The organism is Pseudomonas sp. URMO17WK12:I6, assembly GCF_003253625.1.
In the GTDB taxonomy this organism is placed as follows: Bacteria; Pseudomonadota; Gammaproteobacteria; order Pseudomonadales; family Pseudomonadaceae; genus Aquipseudomonas.
Map to the genome: position 1 here is coordinate 214,573 of NZ_QKYZ01000010.1, position 20,800 is coordinate 235,372.

General features: G+C 59.9%; 22 protein-coding genes, 1 pseudogene and 1 riboswitch. Of the genes and pseudogenes, 11 read left to right on the forward strand and 12 right to left on the reverse strand.

Annotated elements, in window-relative coordinates; all coding sequences use genetic code 11:
• Positions 1-39: 39 nt before the first annotated feature.
• Positions 40-1,026, reverse strand: coding sequence for an NAD(P)/FAD-dependent oxidoreductase (locus F475_RS19470; protein WP_019582382.1), 987 nt, complete (start codon positions 1,024-1,026; stop codon positions 40-42).
• 196 nt (positions 1,027-1,222) lie between these two features.
• On the opposite strand from F475_RS19470, the gene F475_RS19475 reads away from it, so the two are divergent.
• The gene (locus F475_RS19475; protein WP_026286681.1) at positions 1,223-2,125 is read left to right on the forward strand and encodes a TIGR01777 family oxidoreductase; all 903 of its coding nucleotides are present in this window, start codon (positions 1,223-1,225) and stop codon (positions 2,123-2,125) included.
• Positions 2,126-2,138: 13 nt separating this feature from the next.
• Entirely contained in the window at positions 2,139-3,161 is a 1,023-nt protein-coding gene (gene hemH / locus F475_RS19480) for a ferrochelatase (RefSeq protein WP_111454518.1), read from the forward strand.
• A 177-nt stretch (positions 3,162-3,338) separates the two neighbouring features.
• Here hemH and F475_RS19485 read toward each other — a convergent pair whose 3' ends face one another.
• Together F475_RS19485 and upp are read right to left on the reverse strand one after the other, a co-directional pair.
• A complete protein-coding gene (locus F475_RS19485) occupies positions 3,339-4,613 on the reverse strand; it encodes a uracil-xanthine permease family protein (RefSeq protein WP_111454519.1) in 1,275 nt (424 codons plus the stop codon).
• Positions 4,614-4,615: 2 nt separating this feature from the next.
• Positions 4,616-5,254, reverse strand: coding sequence for a uracil phosphoribosyltransferase (gene upp, locus F475_RS19490; RefSeq protein ID WP_007939777.1), 639 nt, complete (start codon positions 5,252-5,254; stop codon positions 4,616-4,618).
• A 176-nt stretch (positions 5,255-5,430) separates the two neighbouring features.
• Here upp and F475_RS19495 point away from each other — a divergent pair, with 176 nt between their 5' ends.
• The gene (locus F475_RS19495) at positions 5,431-5,988 is read left to right on the forward strand and encodes a hypoxanthine-guanine phosphoribosyltransferase (protein ID WP_007939779.1); all 558 of its coding nucleotides are present in this window, start codon (positions 5,431-5,433) and stop codon (positions 5,986-5,988) included.
• Between the two features lie 101 nt (positions 5,989-6,089).
• Here the strand turns inward: F475_RS19495 and dauA are convergent, their stop codons facing one another.
• The gene (gene dauA / locus F475_RS19500) at positions 6,090-7,811 is read right to left on the reverse strand and encodes a C4-dicarboxylic acid transporter DauA (protein ID WP_111454520.1); all 1,722 of its coding nucleotides are present in this window, start codon (positions 7,809-7,811) and stop codon (positions 6,090-6,092) included.
• 151 nt (positions 7,812-7,962) lie between these two features.
• Between dauA and F475_RS19505 the strand changes: the two genes are divergently transcribed.
• Together F475_RS19505 and F475_RS19510 are read left to right on the forward strand one after the other, a co-directional pair.
• The gene (locus tag F475_RS19505) at positions 7,963-8,448 is read left to right on the forward strand and encodes a hypothetical protein (RefSeq protein WP_111454521.1); all 486 of its coding nucleotides are present in this window, start codon (positions 7,963-7,965) and stop codon (positions 8,446-8,448) included.
• Positions 8,449-8,511: 63 nt separating this feature from the next.
• Complete coding sequence (locus F475_RS19510) at positions 8,512-8,799, forward strand: PA4642 family protein (RefSeq protein WP_018929588.1); 288 nt, start codon at positions 8,512-8,514, stop codon at positions 8,797-8,799.
• A 218-nt stretch (positions 8,800-9,017) separates the two neighbouring features.
• Here F475_RS19510 and mqo read toward each other — a convergent pair whose 3' ends face one another.
• Together mqo and F475_RS19520 are read right to left on the reverse strand one after the other, a co-directional pair.
• Positions 9,018-10,526 (reverse strand): malate dehydrogenase (quinone), encoded by a 1,509-nt coding sequence (mqo, locus tag F475_RS19515; protein ID WP_018929589.1) that lies wholly within the window; start codon positions 10,524-10,526, stop codon positions 9,018-9,020.
• A 741-nt stretch (positions 10,527-11,267) separates the two neighbouring features.
• Positions 11,268-11,501 (reverse strand): hypothetical protein, encoded by a 234-nt coding sequence (locus tag F475_RS19520; RefSeq protein ID WP_064616185.1) that lies wholly within the window; start codon positions 11,499-11,501, stop codon positions 11,268-11,270.
• 186 nt (positions 11,502-11,687) lie between these two features.
• Between F475_RS19520 and F475_RS19525 the strand changes: the two genes are divergently transcribed.
• Positions 11,688-12,272 carry a YajG family lipoprotein gene (locus F475_RS19525; RefSeq protein ID WP_018929591.1) on the forward strand — a complete coding sequence of 195 codons (585 nt, stop codon included), beginning with the start codon at positions 11,688-11,690 and terminating at the stop codon, positions 12,270-12,272.
• Between the two features lie 79 nt (positions 12,273-12,351).
• Here F475_RS19525 and F475_RS19530 read toward each other — a convergent pair whose 3' ends face one another.
• Positions 12,352-12,558 carry a hypothetical protein gene (locus F475_RS19530; RefSeq protein ID WP_018929592.1) on the reverse strand — a complete coding sequence of 69 codons (207 nt, stop codon included), beginning with the start codon at positions 12,556-12,558 and terminating at the stop codon, positions 12,352-12,354.
• A gap of 194 nt (positions 12,559-12,752) precedes the next feature.
• Here F475_RS19530 and F475_RS19535 point away from each other — a divergent pair, with 194 nt between their 5' ends.
• On the forward strand, positions 12,753-13,031 hold the full coding sequence (locus tag F475_RS19535) for a hypothetical protein (RefSeq protein WP_007939791.1): 279 nt from the start codon (positions 12,753-12,755) through the stop codon (positions 13,029-13,031).
• Between the two features lie 94 nt (positions 13,032-13,125).
• Here F475_RS19535 and F475_RS19540 read toward each other — a convergent pair whose 3' ends face one another.
• Positions 13,126-14,292 carry a 1-acyl-sn-glycerol-3-phosphate acyltransferase gene (locus tag F475_RS19540; protein ID WP_064616186.1) on the reverse strand — a complete coding sequence of 389 codons (1,167 nt, stop codon included), beginning with the start codon at positions 14,290-14,292 and terminating at the stop codon, positions 13,126-13,128.
• Between the two features lie 138 nt (positions 14,293-14,430).
• Between F475_RS19540 and F475_RS19545 the strand changes: the two genes are divergently transcribed.
• Genes F475_RS19545 through F475_RS19555 form a run of 3 tightly spaced genes read left to right on the forward strand, consistent with a single transcriptional unit; the run spans position 14,431 to position 15,545 of the window.
• Entirely contained in the window at positions 14,431-14,613 is a 183-nt protein-coding gene (locus tag F475_RS19545; RefSeq protein WP_018929594.1) for a CPXCG motif-containing cysteine-rich protein, read from the forward strand.
• Between the two features lie 12 nt (positions 14,614-14,625).
• Positions 14,626-14,886, forward strand: a complete 261-nt coding sequence (locus tag F475_RS19550) for a putative signal transducing protein (RefSeq protein ID WP_007939795.1) — start codon at positions 14,626-14,628, stop codon at positions 14,884-14,886.
• 35 nt (positions 14,887-14,921) lie between these two features.
• Positions 14,922-15,545: an SOS response-associated peptidase gene (locus tag F475_RS19555; protein WP_007939796.1), complete on the forward strand. Its 624-nt coding sequence runs from the start codon at positions 14,922-14,924 to the stop codon at positions 15,543-15,545.
• 66 nt (positions 15,546-15,611) lie between these two features.
• On the opposite strand, the gene F475_RS31135 is transcribed toward F475_RS19555, so the two are convergent.
• Together F475_RS31135 and F475_RS31140 are read right to left on the reverse strand one after the other, a co-directional pair.
• The gene (locus tag F475_RS31135; RefSeq protein ID WP_370741153.1) at positions 15,612-16,454 is read right to left on the reverse strand and encodes a methyl-accepting chemotaxis protein; all 843 of its coding nucleotides are present in this window, start codon (positions 16,452-16,454) and stop codon (positions 15,612-15,614) included.
• A 12-nt stretch (positions 16,455-16,466) separates the two neighbouring features.
• Positions 16,467-17,753 (reverse strand): annotated as a pseudogene (locus F475_RS31140) (HAMP domain-containing protein); the annotation flags it as partial.
• Between the two features lie 274 nt (positions 17,754-18,027).
• Here F475_RS31140 and F475_RS19565 point away from each other — a divergent pair.
• Positions 18,028-18,846: a M48 family metallopeptidase gene (locus tag F475_RS19565; RefSeq protein WP_018929596.1), complete on the forward strand. Its 819-nt coding sequence runs from the start codon at positions 18,028-18,030 to the stop codon at positions 18,844-18,846.
• A gap of 80 nt (positions 18,847-18,926) precedes the next feature.
• Here the strand turns inward: F475_RS19565 and F475_RS19570 are convergent, their stop codons facing one another.
• Together F475_RS19570 and F475_RS19575 are read right to left on the reverse strand one after the other, a co-directional pair.
• Positions 18,927-19,511: a TMEM165/GDT1 family protein gene (locus tag F475_RS19570; RefSeq protein ID WP_026286682.1), complete on the reverse strand. Its 585-nt coding sequence runs from the start codon at positions 19,509-19,511 to the stop codon at positions 18,927-18,929.
• 92 nt (positions 19,512-19,603) lie between these two features.
• Positions 19,604-19,726: riboswitch (yybP-ykoY riboswitch) on the reverse strand.
• A gap of 52 nt (positions 19,727-19,778) precedes the next feature.
• The gene (locus F475_RS19575; RefSeq protein WP_111454522.1) at positions 19,779-20,777 is read right to left on the reverse strand and encodes a class I SAM-dependent methyltransferase; all 999 of its coding nucleotides are present in this window, start codon (positions 20,775-20,777) and stop codon (positions 19,779-19,781) included.
• Positions 20,778-20,800 lie beyond the last annotated feature (23 nt).

Here is a 20,800-nt window from a genome sequence, read left to right on the forward strand (position 1 = left end):
TCCGTGTCGACAGCAGCAATGTGCTCGAATCGAGGCGGTTCACTGCAGGTGTTCGTGCAGACGGCGGGCCGCTTCCTGGCCACTGAGCCAGGCGCCTTCGACACGGCCGGACAGGCACCAGTCACCGCATACATACAAGCCCAGATCAGCATCAGCCAGGGCACCCCACTCATGGCTGCTGGCCGGACGGGCGTAAAGCCAGCGGTGAGCGAGGCTGAAAGTCGGTGCAGGCATGGCGTCGTGCAGCAGTTCGGCAAAGGCACCATGCAATTGCTCGATCACCGCTTCCTTGGACAGATCGATATGCTGCCGGCTCCAGGCGCTGGTGGCGTGCAGCACCCACGTGTCGAGGGTGTTGTCGCGTCCCGGTTTGCTACGGTTGCGCGCCAGCCAGTCGAGGGGGCTGTCCTGCACGAAGCAGCCTTCGATCGGGGTATCCAATGGTGTGTCGAAAGCCAGGGCGACCGCCCAGGTCGGCTCCATTTTTACCCCGGCGGCGGCCCCGGCGAGTTTCGGCGCGGCGGGCAGCAGCGCGGTCGCCTGAGGGGCTGGCGTGGCAATCACCACATGACTGAACGGCCCGTGGGTGAAGCCTTCGGCGTCTTGCAGATGCCAGTGCTCTTCACCGCGATAGACCTCGGTGATCCGGCAGCTGAACTGCACTTCCAGGTCACCGAGCAGGGCACGGGTGATGGCGCTCATGCGCGGCGTGCCGACCCAGCGTGTCTGTTCGTCCGGCGAGGGGCTGAGTTGGCCGCCGTGGTAGGTATAGAGCTGCGGTGTCCACACGGCGACCCAACCGTTGGCTTGCCAGCGCTGGACTTCGGTGACGAAGCGACGGTCGCGGGCAGTGAAATATTGCGCGCCCATGTCCAGAGCACCCGCATCGCTGCGCTTGCTTGACATGCGTCCGCCACTGCCGCGGCTTTTATCGAACAGATGAACGACATGCCCGGCCTCCGTAAGAGCCTGGGCGGCTGAGAGTCCGGCGATGCCGGTGCCGATGATTGCGATAGGTACAGTCATAGGGGCCTCGTTTGCCTTTCTGTACAGACTACGCCGTGGTTCAAACCTGTACAATATTGTTTTTTGGTATAACTTTTAGCGTTCTCGTTCTGAGAGCTTGGCCTATTGTTAAACACAGAACCTGCCCGATACCAAAGATCCCTGCATATAAAAATAGACTAGTGATCTGGGTAAAACGCCACGCGAGGAAGATGTCATGCACATATTGCTGACCGGCGGTACTGGTTTGATAGGACGTCAGCTCTGCCGACACTGGTTGAGTCAGGGACATCACCTCACGGTCTGGAGTCGCACGCCCGCTAAAGTCGCCAAAATCTGCGGCACTCAGGTACGGGGAATCGCACGGCTTGAGGATTTTGGGCCAGAACCGGTGGATGCAATTGTCAACCTTGCGGGGGCGCCGATCGCCGATCGGCTCTGGACCCACAAACGCAAAGCGCTGTTGTGGAGCAGTCGGATCACCCTGACCGAAACCCTGTTGGCCTGGCTCGAAAGTCGTGAGCAGAAACCGCAGGTGCTGATCTCCGGCTCAGCGATTGGTTGGTACGGCGACGGCGGCGAGCGGGAGTTGACCGAGCAATCGCCACCGGTCATCGATGATTTCGCCAGCCAGTTGTGCATCGCCTGGGAAGAAACCGCGCAACGTGCCGACGCCTTGGGCATTCGCGTGGTTCTCATCCGCACCGGGTTGGTGTTGTCCGCCGAGGGCGGCTTTTTGTCCCGGCTGTTGTTGCCGTTCAAACTGGGGCTGGGCGGGCCGATCGGCAGCGGTCGGCAGTGGATGTCGTGGATTCATATCGAAGATCAAATCGCCCTGATTGATTTTCTTCTGCATCGCAATGGGGCCAGCGGTCCCTATAATGCCTGCGCGCCCAAACCGGTGCGCAATCGCGAATTCGCCAAAACGTTGGGTGACGTGTTGCATCGTCCCGCGTTCATGCCGATGCCGACTCTCGTCTTGAAGGTCGGACTGGGCGAGTTGTCATTGTTGTTGCTGGGGGGGCAGAAGGCGATGCCGGCTCGCTTGCTGGAAGCGGGTTTCACTTTCCGGTTCACTGATTTGCGCGCGGCATTGGACGATCTGTCCGGCCGCCTCTGAAATAGGACGTTGCATGACCGATCACGCATTGCTTCTGGTCAACCTGGGTTCACCTGCCTCCACCTCGGTGGCGGATGTGCGCAGTTACCTCAATCAATTTCTGATGGACCCGTATGTGATCGACCTGCCTTGGCCGGTGCGGCGTTTGCTGGTGTCGCTGATTCTGATCAAGCGCCCGGAACAATCGGCTCACGCTTACGCGTCGATCTGGTGGGAGGAGGGCTCGCCGCTGGTTGTGCTCAGCCGTCGCCTGCAACAGGCCATGACCCGGCAGTGGACTCACGGGCCTGTTGAGCTGGCGATGCGGTACGGCGAGCCGTCCATTGAGTCCGTGCTGGTGCGGCTGGCTGCCCAGGGGCATAAGAAAGTGACCCTGGCACCGCTCTATCCGCAATTCGCCGACAGCACTGTGACCACGGTGATCGAAGAAGCCAAGCGCGTGGTGCGCGATAAAAAGCTCGACGTGCAGTTCTCGGTTCTTCAGCCGTTTTACGATCAGCCGGAATACCTCGATGCGTTGGTGGCCAGTGTCAGGCCTTATCTGCAACAGGATTTCGATCATCTGCTGCTGAGCTTCCACGGTTTGCCGGAACGTCACCTGAAAAAGCTTAATCCGGGGCACAGCTTCGAGGGTGGCGGCGATTGCTGCGCCGGTGCGCCACCGGAAGTGGTCGCGACCTGTTACCGCGGTCAGTGCCTGCGCACGGCCGCAGAGTTTGCCAAACGTGTGGGCATACCGGACGGCAAGTGGTCCGTATCGTTTCAGTCGCGTCTGGGCCGGGCCAAGTGGATAGAACCCTACACTGAAGCTCGCCTCGACGAGTTGGCCAAAAGCGGCGTGAAGAAAGTCCTGGTGATGTGCCCGGCGTTCGTTGCCGATTGCATCGAGACGCTGGAGGAAATCGGTGATCGTGGGAAGGAGCAATTCCGCGAGGCGGGAGGGGAGGAGTTGGTGCTGGTGCCTTGCCTCAACGATGAGCCACTGTGGGTCAGGGCGTTGAGTGCCATGTGCGAAAGGGCGCCATTGGCTTTATAGGAACGTACATTGAAGTGACGGCTGGCTGGTTTTGGCGAGGGAGCCAGCTCCCGCCGGGTCGCGAAGCGGCCCCAAAATCTTTGCAGTCAATGAAGATTTTGTGAGTGCTGCGCACTGGTGCGCCAGCCCGGTCAAGCGGGAGCAAGCTCCCTCGCCACAGGGGATTGAGTCGCCTGCTTACAACAGCGGCTCATCCGCCTTCTTGTGCTTCCAGCTGTCATTGCCCGGCAGCAACAGGTTCAGTGCAATCGCCACCACCGCGCACAGCGCGATGCCTTTGAGGCCGAAATCGCTCTGGCCGGTACCGGTGCCGACCAGCATGCCGCCAATCCCGAACACCAGCGTCACCGAGACAATCACCAGGTTGCGTGCTTCGCCCAGGTCGATCTTGTGGCGGATCATGGTGTTCATGCCCACCGCGGCAATCGAACCGAACAACAGGCAGAGAATCCCGCCCATCACCGGCACCGGGATGCTTTGCAGCAGCGCGCCGAATTTGCCGATGAACGCCAGGCTGATTGCGAAGATCGCCGCCCAGGTCATGATTTTCGGGTTGTAGTTCTTGGTCAGCATCACCGCGCCAGTCACTTCGGCGTAAGTGGTGTTGGGTGGGCCGCCGAACAGACCGGCCGCGGTGGTGGCAATGCCGTCACCGAGCAGGGTGCGGTGCAGGCCGGGCTTTTTCAGGTAGTCGCGACCGGTCACGCTACCCACGGCAATCACGCCACCGATGTGCTCGATGGCCGGGGCCAGGGCCACCGGAACGATGAACAGAATCGCCTGCCAGTTGAATTCCGGCGCGGTGAAATGTGGAATCGCGAACCACGGTGCCACGGCAATCTTCGCGGTATCGACCACGCCGAAATAAAACGCCATGGCAAAACCCACCAGCACACCGGAGATAATCGGCACCAGGCGGAAAATACCTCTGCCGAACACCGCGACGATCAGGGTGGTCAACAGCGCGGGCATCGAAATCATCATCGCCGTCTGGTAATGAATCAGCTCAGTGCCGTCGCCCGCCTTGCCCATCGCCATGTTGGCGGCAATCGGCGCCATGGCCAGGCCGATGGAGATGATCACTGGGCCAATCACCACCGGAGGCAGTAAACGGTCGATAAACCCGGTGCCTTTGATCTTCACCGCAAGGCCGAGGAAGGTGTAGACGAACCCGGCCGCCATCACACCGCCCATGGTCGCCGCCAGGCCGAACTGGCCCTTGGCGAGAATGATCGGGGTGATGAAGGCGAAGCTCGACGCCAGGAATACCGGCACCTGACGCCCGGTGACGATCTGGAACAGGATCGTCCCTAAACCTGCGGTGAACAGCGCCACGTTCGGGTCGAGGCCGGTAATCAGCGGCATCAACACCAGGGCGCCGAAGGCCACGAACAGCATCTGCGCGCCGGACAATACCGTGCGCCAGAGCGGATCGTTGAACTCTTGCTGCATGGTCACGCGTCCTTCTGCTTGGTGCCGAAGATCTTGTCACCGGCATCGCCCAAGCCTGGGATGATGTAACCGTGTTCGTTCAGTTTCTGGTCAATGGAAGCGGTGTAGATGGTCACGTCCGGGTGAGCCTTCTCCACAGCGGCGATACCTTCGGGAGCGGCCACCAGGACCATCGCGCGAATGTCCTTGCAGCCGGCCTTCTTCAGCAAATCGATGGTGGCGACCATCGAGCCGCCGGTGGCGAGCATCGGGTCGATGATCATCGCCAGGCGCTCGTCGATTTCCGGCACCAGTTTTTCCAGGTAGGTGTGGGCTTCGAGGGTTTCCTCGTTACGGGCCACGCCCACGGCGCTGACTTTGGCGCCCGGGATCAGGCTCAGCACGCCTTCGAGCATGCCGATACCGGCACGCAGGATCGGCACCACGGTAATTTTCTTGCCGGCGATTTTCTCCACCGACACCGTGCCGCACCAGCCTTCGATGTCGTAGCTTTCCAGCGGCAGGTCTTTGGTGGCTTCATAGGTCAGCAGGGCGCCGACTTCTTGAGCGAGCTCACGGAAATTCTTCGTGCTGATGTCGGCGCGGCGCATAAGGCCAAGTTTATGACGGATCAGCGGATGGCGGATCTCACGGATGGGCATGGGGAAAGGCTCCGGCGGCGGGCAAAAAAACCGGCCTAGATTAATCTATCCGAGGGTGTTGTCCTATAGACATACAGTACGTTAGTCCACAAACGCTTGATCTGGCCGTGCGGGATGCGTACCTTTGCCCGCTTTTCCGAATCCGTCCCTCCCCCTCAAACCCCTTGGAGAGCGCCATGTCCGCTGATCTCGAGCATATCCGTCAAATCATGCGAGAGGCTGACTGCCTGTACACCGAAGCTGAAGTCGAGGCGGCCATCGCCCGCGTCGGTGCACATATCAACGAACAACTGGCTGAAAGCAATCCGGTGGTGTTCTGTGTGATGAACGGCGGCCTGATTTTCGCCGGCAAGCTGCTCACCCATCTGCAATTCCCGCTGGAAGCGTCCTACCTGCACGCTACCCGCTATCGCAACGAAACCAGCGGCGGCGAGCTGTTCTGGAAAGCCAAGCCGGAAGTTTCGTTCATCGACCGTGACGTGCTGATCATCGACGACATCCTCGATGAAGGTCACACCCTGGGCGCGATCATCGATTTCTGCAAACACGCCGGCGCCCGCAAAGTGCACACCGCCGTGCTGATCGACAAGGACCACGACCGCAAGGCTCGCCCGGACCTGAAAGCCGATTTCGTCGGCCTGCCGTGCATTGACCGCTACATCTTCGGTTATGGCATGGACTACAAAGGCTACTGGCGTAACGCGAACGGAATTTTTGCCGTTAAAGGCCTGTAAGCAGGTTGACTGTCTGGGGGTGGTTTTAGCCGCCAGACACGTTGATGCTTGAAGGCAGATCTCCCATCCGAATGCGTGCGCAGTTCGCTTGAACCGCGCGCTCAGTCCTGCCCGACGAGCCAGCGTTCGCTTTTGCGTCGAGCCTGTTCCAGGTTGTTCACGTAAGCCAATTGACGCTGTTCCCGATGGATGCCCGCGCGCCTGAGTTTCAGGCGCACGCGCGCAGCCGTCCCGACCAGAATCAGGCCGATGCCGTCGGTGCGATAATCCCTGAGGATATTGTCGAAGGCTGCCAACGCCGTCATGTCCAGCATGGACACGGCACTCATCTCGACAATCACCACTTTGACCTCCGGGCTGAATTTGCGCAGCACGCCCAGGGCCTTTTCCGCTGCACCGAAAAACAACGGTCCGCGTATCGCATAGCAACGAACATGCTCCGGCAAATCCTGTAAGGCTTGATGGAACTCTCGAGGCAGTTCGGCGGTGTCCGTGAGGTCGCTCATGCGCTTGACGAACAACCCGGCGGCCAGCAACAGCCCAACGGCAACGGCCAGCACCATGTCGAACAGCACTGTCAGGCTCAGGCAGGTCAGCAAGACCAATACATCGCTGCGTGGTGCAATGCGCAGGGTGTGCACGACATGCCGGGCCTCGCTCATGTTCCACGCCACCATCACGAGCAGCGCCGCCAGCGCGGCCATCGGCAAGTAGCTGAACAGCGGGGCGAGGGCGAGTATCGCCAGCAGCACCACCGCGCTGTGGATAATTGCCGCCAATGGCGAAAACGCCCCGCTGCGCACGTTGGTGGCGCTGCGGGCGATCGCCGCGGTGGCGGTAATGCCGCCGAACAACGGTGCGACCAGGTTACCAATGCCTTGACCCAGGAGTTCGGCGTTGGGGTCATGTTTGCTGCCCGTCATGCCATCGGCCACCACCGCACACAACAACGATTCGATGGCGCCGAGCATGGCAATGGCGAACGCTGGTGCCATTAATTGGCGGATCAGGTCGTAAGACAGATGCAGCGGCTGACCATTGGGCCCTGGCAGATTCCACGGCCAGTCGAAGCTCGGCAGAAACGGCGGAATGCCGGGGTGGCTGACACCATCGACGATATAGTTGAAGCGCTCGCCCAGCGTCGCAATCGGTAACCCGCCGCTTTCCAGCGCCAGCCCCAACATTGCGCCGATGGCCAGCGCCACCAGATGCCCCGGAACCCTTGGCACAAACCGCGGCCAGACGATTAGAACCGCCAGGCACATGACACCGATGATTCCGTCCCCCAGGCGGGCGCTGGGCAATGCCTGGAGCAGCGCACCTAATTGCTCGATGTAATGTTCGGCATGCCCGGTGGTACTCAGGCCCAGCAAATCCTTTAGTTGGAGTGTGGCGATGACAATGCCGATCCCGGCGGTAAAGCCCAGGGTCACCGGATAAGGAATGTACTGAATCAGCCGTCCGGCCCGAATCAGCCCCAAGGCAATCAGGATGGCCCCGGCAAGCATGGTGCAAAGCAGCAGGCCACCCAGGCCATATTGTTGGGTGATCGGCAGCAGTATCACCACGAACGCGGCTGTCGGCCCGCTGACATTGAAGCGCGAGCCTCCCGTCAGGGCGATCAGGGGGGCCGCGATCAGCACCGTATATAAACCTTGTTGGGGCGCTACTCCCACCGCAATCGCCAGGGCCATGGCCAGGGGAATGGCGATAATCCCTACCGTCACCCCGGCACTGATGTCGCCACGCAAGCGTCTGAGGCTATAACCTGCACGCAGAGTTTGACGCCAGGCGGCGAATAACGGGGGGATGGAGAATGGCATAGGGACTCCACAGTAGACGGCACGCCGTCGAAATAGGGCTGAAGGCTCTTTCAGTATGCCCAGCCTTGTCTTCGAGAGTATTGATCTGGATCGGTTATTCGCCCGATTGATCATCATGCTAGAGTGCTCGGCCTCGTCCCAGGAGCCTGTCATGAGTCTTTTGATCCGCAGCTGCGCCGCCCTGATGTTGGTCTTCAGCCTACCCCTGGCCGCCGCTCCGGCACCGATGCATGTGCAGTTTTTGCCCCCGGACGACTTGACTCTGCGTGAAGCGGAACCCGAGCAGCAACAACTGTTGCAGGTCACCGAGTATTCGGTGGTCCTCGGCAGCCAGCGTCAGTCCAACCAACAACCGATCCCGGTCACCTCACCCTTGCTGATCCGCCTCAAGGGCAAACCCTTGAACAAGGGTGCGACCATCAGCCAGGTGATGGTCAACTTCGATGGCGAAAGCAAAAGCCTGAAAAAGCCGATCTACGACAACAAAAGCAAAACGCTAACGCTCTATTACCCGTTGGCCCAGTACCGGGTGGTGATCGACTTGCTGCGCAACGACACGGTGTATTGCCAGTTTCTGAGTTACGCCAACGGCCATATCTGGGCCGATCTGCACACCGGCAGCGTTCGTCCGCGTTGAGCCCGGCATCAAGGCAGGGGTAAACTGCCCGCCCTGTGAAATGTCTGCGAGCTGGAGTCGGCAATGCGTAAAGATAAGAAGCAAGTGATTGGTGACGAGATCGGCGATGCGCAGATCAAACTGTTCCTCGATTTTGAGCCGGTCGACGCCACTTCACCGTCGCTGCACAAACTGATCAAGGCCTACCGCGGTCTGCGCATCGATGACTTCGAGCGTTTTCTGACGTTCTTTGTCGAAGCCGGCTACGATCTGGACGGCAAGGATGAGCACGGCAATGACTTCGTGGCCCTGATTCAGGATCAACGTAACGCGGCCGAGTACATCGAGTTGATCGACAAGGCTCGCGGTTAACGTCAGGCACACTGGAATTTTGTGGCGAGGGAGCTTGCTCCCGTTGGGCTGCGAAGCGGCCCCAAAATGCTGCGAATGGCGGAGATTTTGTGAGCGCTGCGCACTGGTGCGCCAGCCCGGTCAAGCGGGAGCAAGCACCCTCGCCACAAGATTGTTTCACCGCACACAAAAAAACGCCCCGCCCTCAATGAGGACGGGGCGTTTTTTATGCGGCTGAATCAAGCGTAGCTTTGGGTTTCGCTGCTTGCTTCAACCAGTTCCAGTGCGACGTTGTTCTGCGCATTGATCTTGCGATACAGCGCAGCGTCGGTTTCCAGGACTTTCTCCCGAGCCGGGAAGATTTCCGCCAGTTTGGCAGCCCACTCGCCCTTGGCCTTGTTCGGGAAGCATTTCTCGATCAATTCCAGCATGATCGACACGGTCACCGAGGCGCCTGGCGAGGCGCCGAGCAGAGCGGCAAGGGAACCGTCCTTGGCCGCGACCAGTTCGGTACCGAACTGCAGAACGCCGCCTTTCTTCGGGTCTTTCTTGATGATCTGCACCCGTTGGCCGGCCACTTCCAGGCGCCAGTCTTCGGCTTTCGCTTCAGGGTAGAAGCGACGCAGGGATTCCAGGCGCTGCTCCATCGACTGCATCACTTCGCTGACCAGATACTTGGTCAGGTCCATGTTGTTTTTGGCCACGGCCAGCATTGGACCGATGTTGCCGGCGCGGACCGACATCGGCAGGTCCATGAACGAACCGTGCTTGAGGAACTTGGTGGTGAAACCGGCATAAGGTCCGAACAGCAGGGACTTTTTGCCATCGACCACACGGGTGTCCAGGTGCGGCACGGACATTGGTGGCGAACCGACCGCGGCCTGGCTGTAGACCTTGGCCTGGTGGTGCTTGACCACTTCCGGGTTGTCGCAACGCAGCCACTGGCCGCTGATCGGGAAGCCGCCGAAGCCTTTGCTTTCTTCGATGCCCGACGCTTGCAGCAGCGGCAGTGCCGCGCCGCCGGCGCCAAGGAAGACGAATTTGGCGTCGACTTCGCGGGTATTGCCGCTGTTGACGTCCTTGATGCTGACGGTCCAGCCGCCGTTGTTACGCTTCAGGCCGGTGACGCGCTTGCAGTACTTGACCTGGGCATCGGGCGCGCTGGTCAGGTGCTTGAGCAGTTGGTTGGTCAGGGCGCCGAAGTTGACGTCGGTGCCGTTCATCACGCGGGTGGCGGCGAGGACCTCGTCAGCCGGACGGCCCGGCATCATCAGCGGCATCCACTCGGCCATCTTGGCTTTGTCTTCGGTGTATTCCATGTCCGAGAAGGCATGGTGCTTGCTCAGGGTCTTGAAGCGTTCCTTGAGGAAGGACACGCCATTCTCACCCTGCACGAAGCTCAGGTGCGGCACCGGGCTGATGAACGATTTGCACGAACCGAAGGTGCCTTTCTTGGTCAGGTAGGACCAGAACTGCTTCGACACCTCGAACTGGGTGTTGATGTGCACGGCTTTCTTGATGTCGACGGTGCCGTCAGCGGCCTGCGGCGTGTAGTTCAGCTCACACAGCCCGGCGTGACCGGTACCGGCGTTGTTCCACGGATTGGAACTCTCCGCGGCACCGGAATCCATCAGCTCGACGACTTCCAGCTTGATCGCGGGGTCGAGCTCTTTAAGCAGTACAGCGAGGGTGGCACTCATGATGCCGGCCCCAACCAGTACTACGTCGACTGCTTCGTTATGCGCCATTTAACGCGTCTCCAAAATCTGCAGCACCAAATTGTCGGCATAGCTGCCAGGCGTTCCGGGGCGTGTCAGTGATGCCCCAGGTACCCATGGCCAGGATCGCCATGTCCGAATCTTCGCAATTTTTCGCAACTTCGACGGATGCATGCGGCCTGGCTTCAAGAGTCACATGAACTCATTTCGGCACGCGGCTGGCAATTCGACTTATGGTCGAGACATCCGTTTGTGCAACCAAATCCGTAGCGGACAGGCTTCAGGCTCCGGTGTTCGAGGAGTACTCGGTCCTGTGTCGTTGGGCTGTTGTAGACGCTAATGGTGCATTTTCAGACGCAAAACTATTCATTTGCTCGCCACACTCTTGTGAAGTTGTGAAAACCCGTTTTTTTCACGCTCTTTTGAAGACGTGAACCTCAAAAAAGGGCTGTCCCAGCCTGGCACCGTGCCCGGATGGATTGCCGCCATGGGGTGCATGGGCAGCAAAAACGGGCAAACAGCTCAGTGACCGAGCGTAATGACAGCTCTGCAGATTCGCGAAAAGTGGGGGTTTTGCTTGAGAAACAGCAAGCGCGCCAGCTTCACTCGATCTGTGTGGGCGGCTCTCTGTGGGCGGTGCGGGGTGTCAATACCGAGGCATTGAACGATGCTGCGAGGCCCGATCAGGAGACGTCCTTATAATCGGGGGGAGATTGTATCTAAGAAACGCAGGGAAATGGTCGTGTTTAATGACTTTTATTAGGCGTCGGGTCAGGTGGTCAGCAGTTGCTGCGCGCGTGCACGTGGCTGGTGCTGGCTGACACGGGCACTGGCGGGCAGAGGCTGGTGCAGCCAGTTGAGGCGAATTTCTTCGATTTCGACCCAACCATCGCCCATGGGCTGGAGGCTGCACTGCTTGAAGGCCTGGCAGTGGCCATTGTGGTCGAGCAGGGCGAAACTGCGGTGCAGCGGGCGTGGCGCGAACAGGGAGACGAGAAAACGCATGGCAACGTACCTTTTGGGGGTGACTGCCATAAAGGTTGCCAGCGGGCGGTGACAAAGGTGTGACAGGAACCGCGCTGCGCCGGGTTTGTCAGAGATTTCAGTAATCGTTGCGCGAAGCTAGTTCGCCGCAGTGGCGCACCGCTATACTGCGGGCATCGTTAGTTGCCTGATTCTGGAGAGAAGAGCATGTTGCAACGCCTGTTGTTCGGTTTGATCACTGTGACCAGTTTGACCCTCGTCGGCTGCGCCCACAGCCCGCAACAACTGAGCCCGGAACCCAAGCTGACGGCTCAGCTGGCGCCGGTCGGCCATGGTCAGCCGGTGGTGGTGCGTGTGGTGGACGGTCGTCCATCGCCAACCCTGGGGACCCGTGGCGGTCTGTACCCGGAGACCAGTGCGATCACGGTGCAGGGCGCGCAGATTCTGCCGAAGCTGCAGGCTCAAGCTGAGGCGGCCGTGCGGTTGCTGGGCTTCACGCCGACGGCCAATGCGCTGAATGCGCCGCAATTGACGGTGACCCTGGCCGAGCTGAAGTATCAGTCGCCCAAAGAAGGTTTGTATGTGACTGAAGCTACAATTGGCGCGACGTTCCGTTCCGATGTGCAGAATGCCAACCGTCGTTACAGCGGTCGCTACGGCGCGTCGCTGGATCAGCGTTTTGGCATGGCGCCGAATCAGGAAACCAATACCAAGCTGGTCAGTGATGTGCTGAGTGATGCGTTGACCCGCTTGTTCAAGGACCCGACGATTGGTCAGGTGCTTGGCGAGTAACGGTTTGTAGCTTGTTTAAAGAACCCGGCGCCAGTGATGGCGCCGGGTTTTTTTGTGCCTGCCGTTCCAGCAAGGGAAATCAAGCCGCTTGCGAATAGAAGTCCAGAACACTCACCCCGGTCAGCAAATCCGTCTCCGGCAAATCCGCATGTTGATGCCCGCCCAACGCGCAATACACCAGCCAATGCCGGTCCTGTACATTGAAGGCGAGGCTGCCGACTAAGGTTTGTTGTTCGTCGCTTTGGGCAATGAGGTAAAGACGATCCTGGTTTTCGGCGTGGAGCATGACGCGGTCCGTGTCGGTTTCGAAGGGCGACAGACTGGCGGATTCAGATGACGGCGCCGTGACACAGGACAATAATCGGCTAAATGGTTTCGTTATTTGTCGGAAAGGGGGGGCAGGCCGGAGCGCTTTCGGTAGAATCCGCGCCGTGGTCGTCGGTCCCGGCGTCTGTTACACCGGTTTGCCTGAGGTTTGTGATGTCGCTGCAATTGATTTCGCTCTTTACCGCTCATCCCGCCAAACTGATCAACCTGCTGGCCTTGCTGTTCGCCTGCCCGGGCGGCTGGTTGCTGCACGCCACCCGTCGTCGTGAACAGCGCGCGATGGCCAGTATCGAAGCCCAGCGCCAGAGCCGACCCAGCGAAGAGCCGACGCTCGATTGGGCGACCTTGCGCATGAACCGGTTTTTCTATCGCTTCGGTTTTGCCTGCCTTGGGATGGCGCTGCTGGTGTCGTGGGTCAGTACTCGCGTCTGAAGTTCTGACACAGTTACAGTGTCTGACTGACCTACTGCACCAAGACAAACAAAAACGGCGCCCGAAGGCGCCGTTGTCGTATCCAGCCATTACCCTACAACGGTAGCCCGGCCTTGACCCGATACTGATTACGCACCGGCATCGCATATTGCAGCACCAGGAACGGACGATGTTCCTCGGGGCAAGCTTCCAGTCGACGCTGCCATTCTTCCTGAGCCTTGGCCAGTTCATCTGCCGCAAACAGCTCGGCCGCTTTCGGCACCTGCAATTGCGGGTCGGCGTCTTTCCACTGCGCATACGCCAGGTAATGCACCGGGAATAACCGGTAACCGCCCAGAATCTGCTTGTCCATTTCGATCGCCAATTGCTTGGTGTCTTCGAACAGTTCGGTGATCGGCGCGGCGAAGTTCACGTGGACCCGGCCTTTGTAACCGGTGATGCCCTTGGCGATGCTCGCGTCATCCTCGCCCGGCGCCTTGGTGTAGGTGCCGGTGGTGGCGCGGATGTACAGCTCGCGGGCCTTGGCCTGGTCGCAGGGGTCGTACTCGTAGCTGATCGACACCGGGGTGAGGTTCAGCGAACGGATGACTTCGCCGAACGGCTCGTCCTTGCGGCTCATGTGGAACATCTTGAGGATCGCCGACTCGGTGCGGTCGTCGCCGTCCTTGGCCCGGCCTTCAGCCTGAGCGATCCAGATCGAGGCGCAATCGTTGCGGATCGAATGGTTGATGTAGGCCGACAACAATTGATACGCCGCCATTTTCTCGCGACGACCGGTGATCGAACGGTGCACGATGAAGCTCTTGTTCAGGCGCATCAGGTCGCTGACAAAAGGCTTCTGCAGCAGGTTATCGCCAATGGCAATGCGTGGGGTCGGCAGGCCGGCGTGGTACACGGCGTAGTTGACGAAGGCAGGGTCCATCACGATGTCGCGGTGGTTGGCGATGAACAGGTAGGCACTGCCGGACTTGAATTGCTCCACGCCGGTGTAGGTCACCCCGTCCGTGGCGCGCTCGATGGTGTGGTCGACGTAAAACTCGACTTTGTCCTGCAACGTGGCCACTGACGTGACGTCGGCGAACTCACGGCGTAGCCGATGCGCTATAAGAGGTTTGAGCATCCAGCCGAAGGCACCGGCAAAGCGCGGGAAGCGGAAGTGGGTGAGGATATCTAGAAACGCCTTGTCGCCGAGCAGACGTGCCAGCACTGCTGGGACTTCGCTGTCGTCGTAAGGTCGGATGGCATCGAATTCGCCCATCATGCTCTCTTGTTAGAAACGGCTAGGGTAAGTAAAGGTATTGATCGAAAACCAACGGGGCACGGTCTGAAAGGTAGTCAGACAAAAATAGCCCTGTAAATAGACCGGCGATTATACGCACAAGTCACCTGGGAGACCGCGATGCTGGAAACTGCGCAGTATGAATGTCCGTATTGCGGTGAAGAAGTCGAGGCTGTTCTGGATTTGTCTGGCGGTGATCAGACCTATATCGAGGATTGTCCGGTGTGTTGTCGTCCCATTACCTTTGTCTTGCAGGTTCACGGCGAGGAGTGGCACCTCGACGTCTACAGCGAAAACGAATGAAGGGGTTCACCCATGCAGCGTATCTACGAGCCGGAAAACCTGATGGAAGGCGAATTGCTGCTAAGCATGCTGGCCAGTGAAGGCATCGAGGCGCATCTGGTGGGCCGGGATTTGATCGGCGGTACCGGGGAATTGCCGATATTCGGCCTGCTGGGTGTATCGGTCGATAACGACCAGGCGCAATACGCGCGGGAACTGATCGCCGCGTACAATGCCGCGCTGCCGCTGTCCGGCGATGAACCGGACAGCTTTCCCGGCACGCTGGTCTGTTAGGCTGACGTTCGTTTGATCAAGAGTCGTATTGCCCCATGTGTGGACGTTATGCCCTGTTTCGCTGGAACCCCGCCTTCGCAGCCCTGCCCGGATTTCCCGCCGATCAGCAGGCCCAGTGGAATATTTCTCCCAACGATTCGGTGTTGATGCTGCGTGCCGGTGCAGACGGGCAGCGTGAGTTGGCCCGCGCCCGCTGGGGCCTGACGCCGCCGTGGCTGACCGACCTGTCCCGCACGCCGGCCCATGCCCGTGCCGAAACCGTTGCCGAACAGCCGATGTTTCGCGAAGCCTTGCGCCTGCGCCGTTGTCTGCTGCCGGCCAATGGTTTTTACGAGTGGCGCGGTACTACGCGCAAACGTCCATACTGGCTGACTCCGGGGGAGGGCTCGACGCTTTACTTCGCGGCGATCTGGGAAGCGTATCCAGTGCAGGAGCAGGTATGGCTGAGTACGGCGGTGATCACCCAACCTGCTTCGAGTCAGCGTCGGCCGTTGATTCTCGATGCGGCGGGGCAGGAAGCCTGGCTCAATCCTGAAACCCCGCTACATGCCTTGCAGGCGCTGCTGGCCAGCGAACCCGCGGCGCTGCGCGAGCGGGTGCTGGCGAACATGGTGAATGATCCGAAGCTCAATGGGCCGGAGTGTTTGACCCCGGGCTGAGCGCGTAATGATCGTTCCCACGCTCCGCGTGGGAATGCAGCCATGGACGCTCCGCGTCATTGAACCCTAAACCTTGAACTGATTGATCAACCGGCGCTGCTGTTCCGCCAACTTGGTCAAATCCGCACTCGCTGCGCTCGATTCATCCGCACCACCAGCCACTTCATTGGCTACTTGCCCGATGTTGATCACGTTGCGGTTGATGTCGTCGGCCACCGCGCTCTGTTCCTCGGCGGCGCTGGCGATCTGGGTGTTCATGTCGTTGATCACCGACACCGCTTGCGTAATGGTCTCCAGCGCTTGGGCCGCTTTCGCCGCGTGCTGCACGCTTTCGTCGGTGCGGTTCTGACTGTCTTCCATGACCCGCACCACATCGCGGGTGCCTTGTTGCAGTTGCTGGATCATGGTCTGGATTTCTTCCGTGGCCTTCTGGGTTTTCTGCGCCAGGTTGCGTACTTCATCGGCCACCACCGCAAAACCCCGACCCTGTTCACCGGCCCGCGCGGCTTCGATGGCCGCGTTCAAGGCGAGCAGGTTGGTCTGCTCGGCGATGCCGCGAATGGCCGTCAGGATCGCGTTGATGTTTTCGCTGTCCTTGGCCAGGGTCTGCACCACGCCGACGGCTTTGCCGATTTCGATGGCCAACACACCAATCGAATTCGACGTATCCCGGACGATTTGCATGCCTTGCGCCGCCGCCTGATCTGCATGACTGGCAGCTTGCGCGGCCTGGGTGGCGTTGCGCGCCACGTCCTGGGCGGTGGCGGTCATTTCGTGTACGGCGGTGGCGACCTGATCGATCTCGGCCATTTGTTTGTGCACACCGATGTTGGTGCGAATGGCAATGTCGGCGGTGTGTTCCGACGAGTCGCTGACGCTCTGCACCGAAGTCACCACTTGAGTAATCATCGCCTGCAACTTGGCCAGGAAGGTGTTGAAGCCCTTCGCGATCGAGCCCAGTTCGTCGCTGCGGTCGCTGGTCAGGCGGCGGGTCAGGTCGCCTTCGCCCTGGGCGATGTCATCGAGCATGGTCACCATCTGCTTCAGCGGCCGGGCAATGCCGTGGCCCACCAGCCAGATCACCAACAAACCAATGCCGGCGATCAGCAGGCCAACCATGGCCATGCCAAAGGTGTCGGACTTGCGCTGTGCGTCCAGGTCACTCTGAAGTTTTTGCAGGTCGGCCATCACCGCGTTCAGCGGCAGTTGCAGCATCAAGGTCCAGCGGGCGTCGGTCTGGCCGATGCCGAAGGGCAGGTACAACTCGATCCGGCCTTGGGCCTTGTCGACGGTGTAAGTCACTTCGCCACGCTTGAGATTGGCCATGTTGGCAATCTGCTTGCTGTCGAGGATGTCGCTGACCTTTTCGCCGAATTTGCTCGGGTCTTTGGTGTAGGCGACGATCCGGCCGTTACCGCCGATCAGGGCCATTTCTCCGGCGCCGCTGTACAGTTTCTGATTCGCCCCCAGGAGCATTTCCTGGATGAAGTTCACCGACAGGTCGGCGCCGACGATGCCCTGGAACGCGCCGTTGAGCATGATCGGTTCAATGAAGGAGGCGAGCATGACGATCTTGTCGCCAACCTTGTAGGGCGCCGGATCGATCACGCAGGATTTTTTGGTTTCCTTGGAGCACAGGTAGTACTCGCTGGCGCGCACACCGGTGGACAAGGTTTTCTGGTCGTCGACGTCGACCAGTTTGTCCAGGCCCAGGCTGCCGTCTTCGTTACGGAACCACCATGGCAGGAAGCGCCCGTTACTGGCGTCGATGCCGACTACTTTGGTGTCGACGTAGGCCGCATCGTTGTGGTCGAGGGCGTTTTTTTCCCACCCAATGTAGGTGCCGAGAATTTTCGGGTTCCGGGCGACGTTTTCCTTGATCAGGCTGATCAGTTGCTCGCGGCTAAGGCTCAGTTGCGGCTGGCCGTCGGCGCCTGGTGTGCCGATCAATGCGTTGACCCGCACCAGACCGCCGGCAATCAGCAGCGGTGCTTCGAGTTCGCGCTGGATCTGGCTGACCTGGGTTTGTGCCAGCGACGTCAGGCGCTGTTCGATGACTTGCTCAAACTGCGCCTGAGTCCGTTGCTGGACCATGTCTTGGGTCCGGGCGCCGGAAAACAGCGCGTACAGCACCAGGGCTGCGACAACGCTGAGCACAATGGCGCCGGCCAGGGCGGCAACGGAAAACTGGATCGACTTGAATTTCATGGGTGCTCCGCACGCAAGAGGACGTCTGCAGAGCTGTATCGGCACTGGGGCGGTGGGGCATGAGCCAGATGTAACGAATTGGCTGTTTTAGAGTGCTGGATGTCGTAAATGAATCATTGCTGGCCGTGATCAGCCGCGGTGGACGCTGTTGTGTGAATTTTTTCCTACGGTAATCGGGGCTTTGTCTGAAATGTACGTGCTACACGTCCGTTGTATCTGGCGCCGATACAAATCCCCACCTAGGATACGCGGCATGTTTCCAGGGAGCTTCTTGATGAGTAAGACATTGGTTTTGTGTGCACTGAGTGCGAGTCTGCTGCTTGCCGGTTGTCAGTCGGTCAACACCACCAGCGGTGGCGCCGTGGGCGTTGAGCGCACGCAATACATGTTCAGTATGTTGTCGACCTCCGAGGTCAACCAGATGTACGCCCAGTCTTATCAACAGACCATCGGGGAGGCGAGCACCAAAGGCGTGCTGGATAAATCCAGTAACAATGCGAAGCGCGTCCAGGCCATCTCCAATCGCCTGATTGCCCAGGCACCGGTGTTTCGTCCGGATTCGGCCCAGTGGCAATGGGAAGTGAACCTGATCAAGAGCGATGAGCTGAATGCCTCCTGCGGGCCTGGCGGCAAGATCATTTTCTACAGCGGGCTGATCGACACCCTGCAACTCACTGACGACGAAATCGCCGCCATCATTGGCCATGAAATCGCTCACGCCTTGCGCGAGCACAGTCGTGAAGCGATGTCCAGGGCTTATGGTCTCGAAATGGCCAAGCAGGGCGCCGGTGCGTTGCTCGGTCTGGGGCAGGACAGCCTGGCCCTGGCGGACACCGTGGCCAAATACGGCATGACCTTGCCCAACAGTCGCGAGAACGAAAACGAAGCCGACTTGATCGGCCTCGAACTGGCCGCCCGCGCTGGTTACAACCCGAACTCTGCGATCACCCTGTGGAACAAAATGAGCAAAGCCTCGGAAGGCGCACCGCCAGAGTTCTTGAGCACTCACCCGGCGTCGGCCAGTCGGATTGCGTCGTTGCAGGCGGCGATTCCGAAAGTCATGCCGTTGTACGAGAAAGCCAGGAAATCCTGATCATCAAGTGCTGAGGCTTGTGGCGAGGAGGCTTGTCGGAACGGCCCCTCGCCACAATCTGTTACTCACCAGATCCAGGGTCAAACCCAGCCACTGCTCTGCATCGCCTTGTACACCGCGACAATCGCCAGGATGAAGAACGCCGACGCCGCCAGGCGACGGATCAAAGTCAGAGGCAGTTTTTCCGCTGCAAAATTACCCGCCAGTACCACCGGCACGTTCGCAATCAACATCCCGGCGGTGGTGCCGAGGATCACCAGCCACAGATCCGGGTATTGCGCGGCGAGCATCACGGTCGCGACCTGGGTCTTGTCGCCCATCTCCGCGAGGAAGAACGCAATCAGCGTGGTCAGGAACGGTCCGAACTTGCGGGCGGTGCTGGCTTCGTCTTCGTCCATCTTGTCCGGCACCAGTGTCCACAGCGCCGTGGCGGCGAAGCTGGCGGCGAGGATCCAGTGAAGCGTCGCATTCGAGAAGAAACTGCCGAACCAGGCGCCTACCGCACCGGCCGCCGCGTGGTTGGCCAGGGTCGCGGCGACGATGCCGGCGATGATCGGCCAGGGTTTGCGAAAGCGAGCGGCGAGAATGAGTGCGAGCAGTTGCGTCTTGTCGCCGATTTCGGCCAAGGCAACGATTGCGGTGGGAACGAGTAGAGAGTCCAGCATCATCAGGGTTTTCCTAAGGGGCGGGTCGACACGGCTATGACACGTACAGCCTTCCCGCCCCGGGTAAGGTGTTCGTGTCATAGGTCTTGTCAAACCCTGCGATCCGTCTGATGCGGACGCGTGGGTCGCATACGCCATGGTCTGAGGACCAAGTATGTTGACGTATGCCGGACGAGCATGGCGCTCGTGGGAGACTACTCCCCTAGGACGGAGCGGATTCTGCCTAGGCAAATCCGATTGGGCAAGCCTTCTTTTACAAAAGCGTTTTCAGCCACGCTTGGCCCGGTAGATTCTAAAACCCTGTCCTTCAGCCTTGATCGCACACGCGCCCAAGTGCTCTTCGATCAGCGGCTGATACTTCAGGAAACTGTTGGCAACCAACCGCAGTTCGCCGCCATTTTTCAGATGTTTAGCTGCTTTTCGCAGCAAGTTTTCTGTGGCGAAGTAATCGGTGTGTACGCCGACATGGAACGGTGGATTACTCAGAATCGCGCTCAAGCCCATGGGCGCTGCGTCGATGCCGTCACCGGTCAGCACTTCCGCTTCCAGACCGTTGGCGGCCAGGGTCAGGCGACTGCTGGCGGCGGCAAATGCGTCGACATCGAGCAAGGTAACCTGGTTGTGCGGATAACGCCGCTTGACCGCGGCCCCCAGCACGCCTGCGCCGCAACCGAAGTCCAGCAGGTGGCCGCTGGGCAGTTTGTCCAGATGTTCCAGCAGCAGGGCGCTGCCGCGATCCAGTCGGCCATGGCTGAACACACCCGGCAGGCTGATGACTTTCAACGGCCCTTCGGCCAATGGCAGTTCATAGGTCTGGGCCAGGCTTTCCAGCGACTTGGCTTCTGGCGCATTGGCCACGGTGACCTGCCAGAGCTGGCAATGCCGTGCGCTGTCGAGCTTGCGTGGTTTGCCGAAGGGGTTCAACTGCTTGGCCGCGCCTTCGATGCCGCTGCGTTTTTCGCCGACCAGATACAACTCACGACCGGCCAGACGAGAGGCGAGGGCGTTGAGGATATAGTCGGTCAGGTCCTTGGACTTGGGCAGAAACACCACGGCGCTGTCGAATTCGCGCTCGGGCGCATTCACGCCAAAATGGCTGCGCCCGGCGAAACGGGCGTCCAGTGCTGCTTGATCGCCGGCGTGCCAGCACCAGCCGTGGGTCTCGGGCAGGCGACCCAGCAAGTCGTCGGCGGGCAAACCGGCCAGCAGCACCGAACCCTGGAACAACTCGGCCTGACGAAGCAGTACTTCACTGCGCGGATCCATACTCTGCTCCTTGAAAAAAAGTG

What these genes read in the sequence shown, in the direction of transcription:
- F475_RS31135 (WP_370741153.1), bottom strand. Translation starts at nt 16,454, where the DNA reads ATGATTACTCAAGTGGTGACTTCGGTGCAGAGCGTCAGCGACTCGTCG.
- upp (WP_007939777.1), bottom strand. Translation starts at nt 5,254, where the DNA reads ATGCCCATCCGTGAGATCCGCCATCCGCTGATCCGTCATAAACTTGGC.
- mqo (WP_018929589.1), bottom strand. Translation starts at nt 10,526, where the DNA reads ATGGCGCATAACGAAGCAGTCGACGTAGTACTGGTTGGGGCCGGCATC.
- F475_RS19485 (WP_111454519.1), bottom strand. Translation starts at nt 4,613, where the DNA reads ATGCAGCAAGAGTTCAACGATCCGCTCTGGCGCACGGTATTGTCCGGC.
- F475_RS19575 (WP_111454522.1), bottom strand. Translation starts at nt 20,777, where the DNA reads ATGGATCCGCGCAGTGAAGTACTGCTTCGTCAGGCCGAGTTGTTCCAG.
- dauA (WP_111454520.1), bottom strand. Translation starts at nt 7,811, where the DNA reads ATGCCATTCTCCATCCCCCCGTTATTCGCCGCCTGGCGTCAAACTCTG.
- F475_RS19555 (WP_007939796.1), top strand. Translation starts at nt 14,922, where the DNA reads ATGTGTGGACGTTATGCCCTGTTTCGCTGGAACCCCGCCTTCGCAGCC.
- F475_RS19535 (WP_007939791.1), top strand. Translation starts at nt 12,753, where the DNA reads ATGTCGCTGCAATTGATTTCGCTCTTTACCGCTCATCCCGCCAAACTG.
- F475_RS19495 (WP_007939779.1), top strand. Translation starts at nt 5,431, where the DNA reads ATGTCCGCTGATCTCGAGCATATCCGTCAAATCATGCGAGAGGCTGAC.
- F475_RS19475 (WP_026286681.1), top strand. Translation starts at nt 1,223, where the DNA reads ATGCACATATTGCTGACCGGCGGTACTGGTTTGATAGGACGTCAGCTC.
- F475_RS19530 (WP_018929592.1), bottom strand. Translation starts at nt 12,558, where the DNA reads ATGCTCCACGCCGAAAACCAGGATCGTCTTTACCTCATTGCCCAAAGC.
- F475_RS19505 (WP_111454521.1), top strand. Translation starts at nt 7,963, where the DNA reads ATGAGTCTTTTGATCCGCAGCTGCGCCGCCCTGATGTTGGTCTTCAGC.
- hemH (WP_111454518.1), top strand. Translation starts at nt 2,139, where the DNA reads ATGACCGATCACGCATTGCTTCTGGTCAACCTGGGTTCACCTGCCTCC.
- F475_RS19520 (WP_064616185.1), bottom strand. Translation starts at nt 11,501, where the DNA reads ATGCGTTTTCTCGTCTCCCTGTTCGCGCCACGCCCGCTGCACCGCAGT.
- F475_RS19540 (WP_064616186.1), bottom strand. Translation starts at nt 14,292, where the DNA reads ATGATGGGCGAATTCGATGCCATCCGACCTTACGACGACAGCGAAGTC.
- F475_RS19525 (WP_018929591.1), top strand. Translation starts at nt 11,688, where the DNA reads ATGTTGCAACGCCTGTTGTTCGGTTTGATCACTGTGACCAGTTTGACC.
- F475_RS19510 (WP_018929588.1), top strand. Translation starts at nt 8,512, where the DNA reads ATGCGTAAAGATAAGAAGCAAGTGATTGGTGACGAGATCGGCGATGCG.
- F475_RS19545 (WP_018929594.1), top strand. Translation starts at nt 14,431, where the DNA reads ATGCTGGAAACTGCGCAGTATGAATGTCCGTATTGCGGTGAAGAAGTC.
- F475_RS19550 (WP_007939795.1), top strand. Translation starts at nt 14,626, where the DNA reads ATGCAGCGTATCTACGAGCCGGAAAACCTGATGGAAGGCGAATTGCTG.
- F475_RS19570 (WP_026286682.1), bottom strand. Translation starts at nt 19,511, where the DNA reads ATGCTGGACTCTCTACTCGTTCCCACCGCAATCGTTGCCTTGGCCGAA.
- F475_RS19470 (WP_019582382.1), bottom strand. Translation starts at nt 1,026, where the DNA reads ATGACTGTACCTATCGCAATCATCGGCACCGGCATCGCCGGACTCTCA.
- F475_RS19565 (WP_018929596.1), top strand. Translation starts at nt 18,028, where the DNA reads ATGAGTAAGACATTGGTTTTGTGTGCACTGAGTGCGAGTCTGCTGCTT.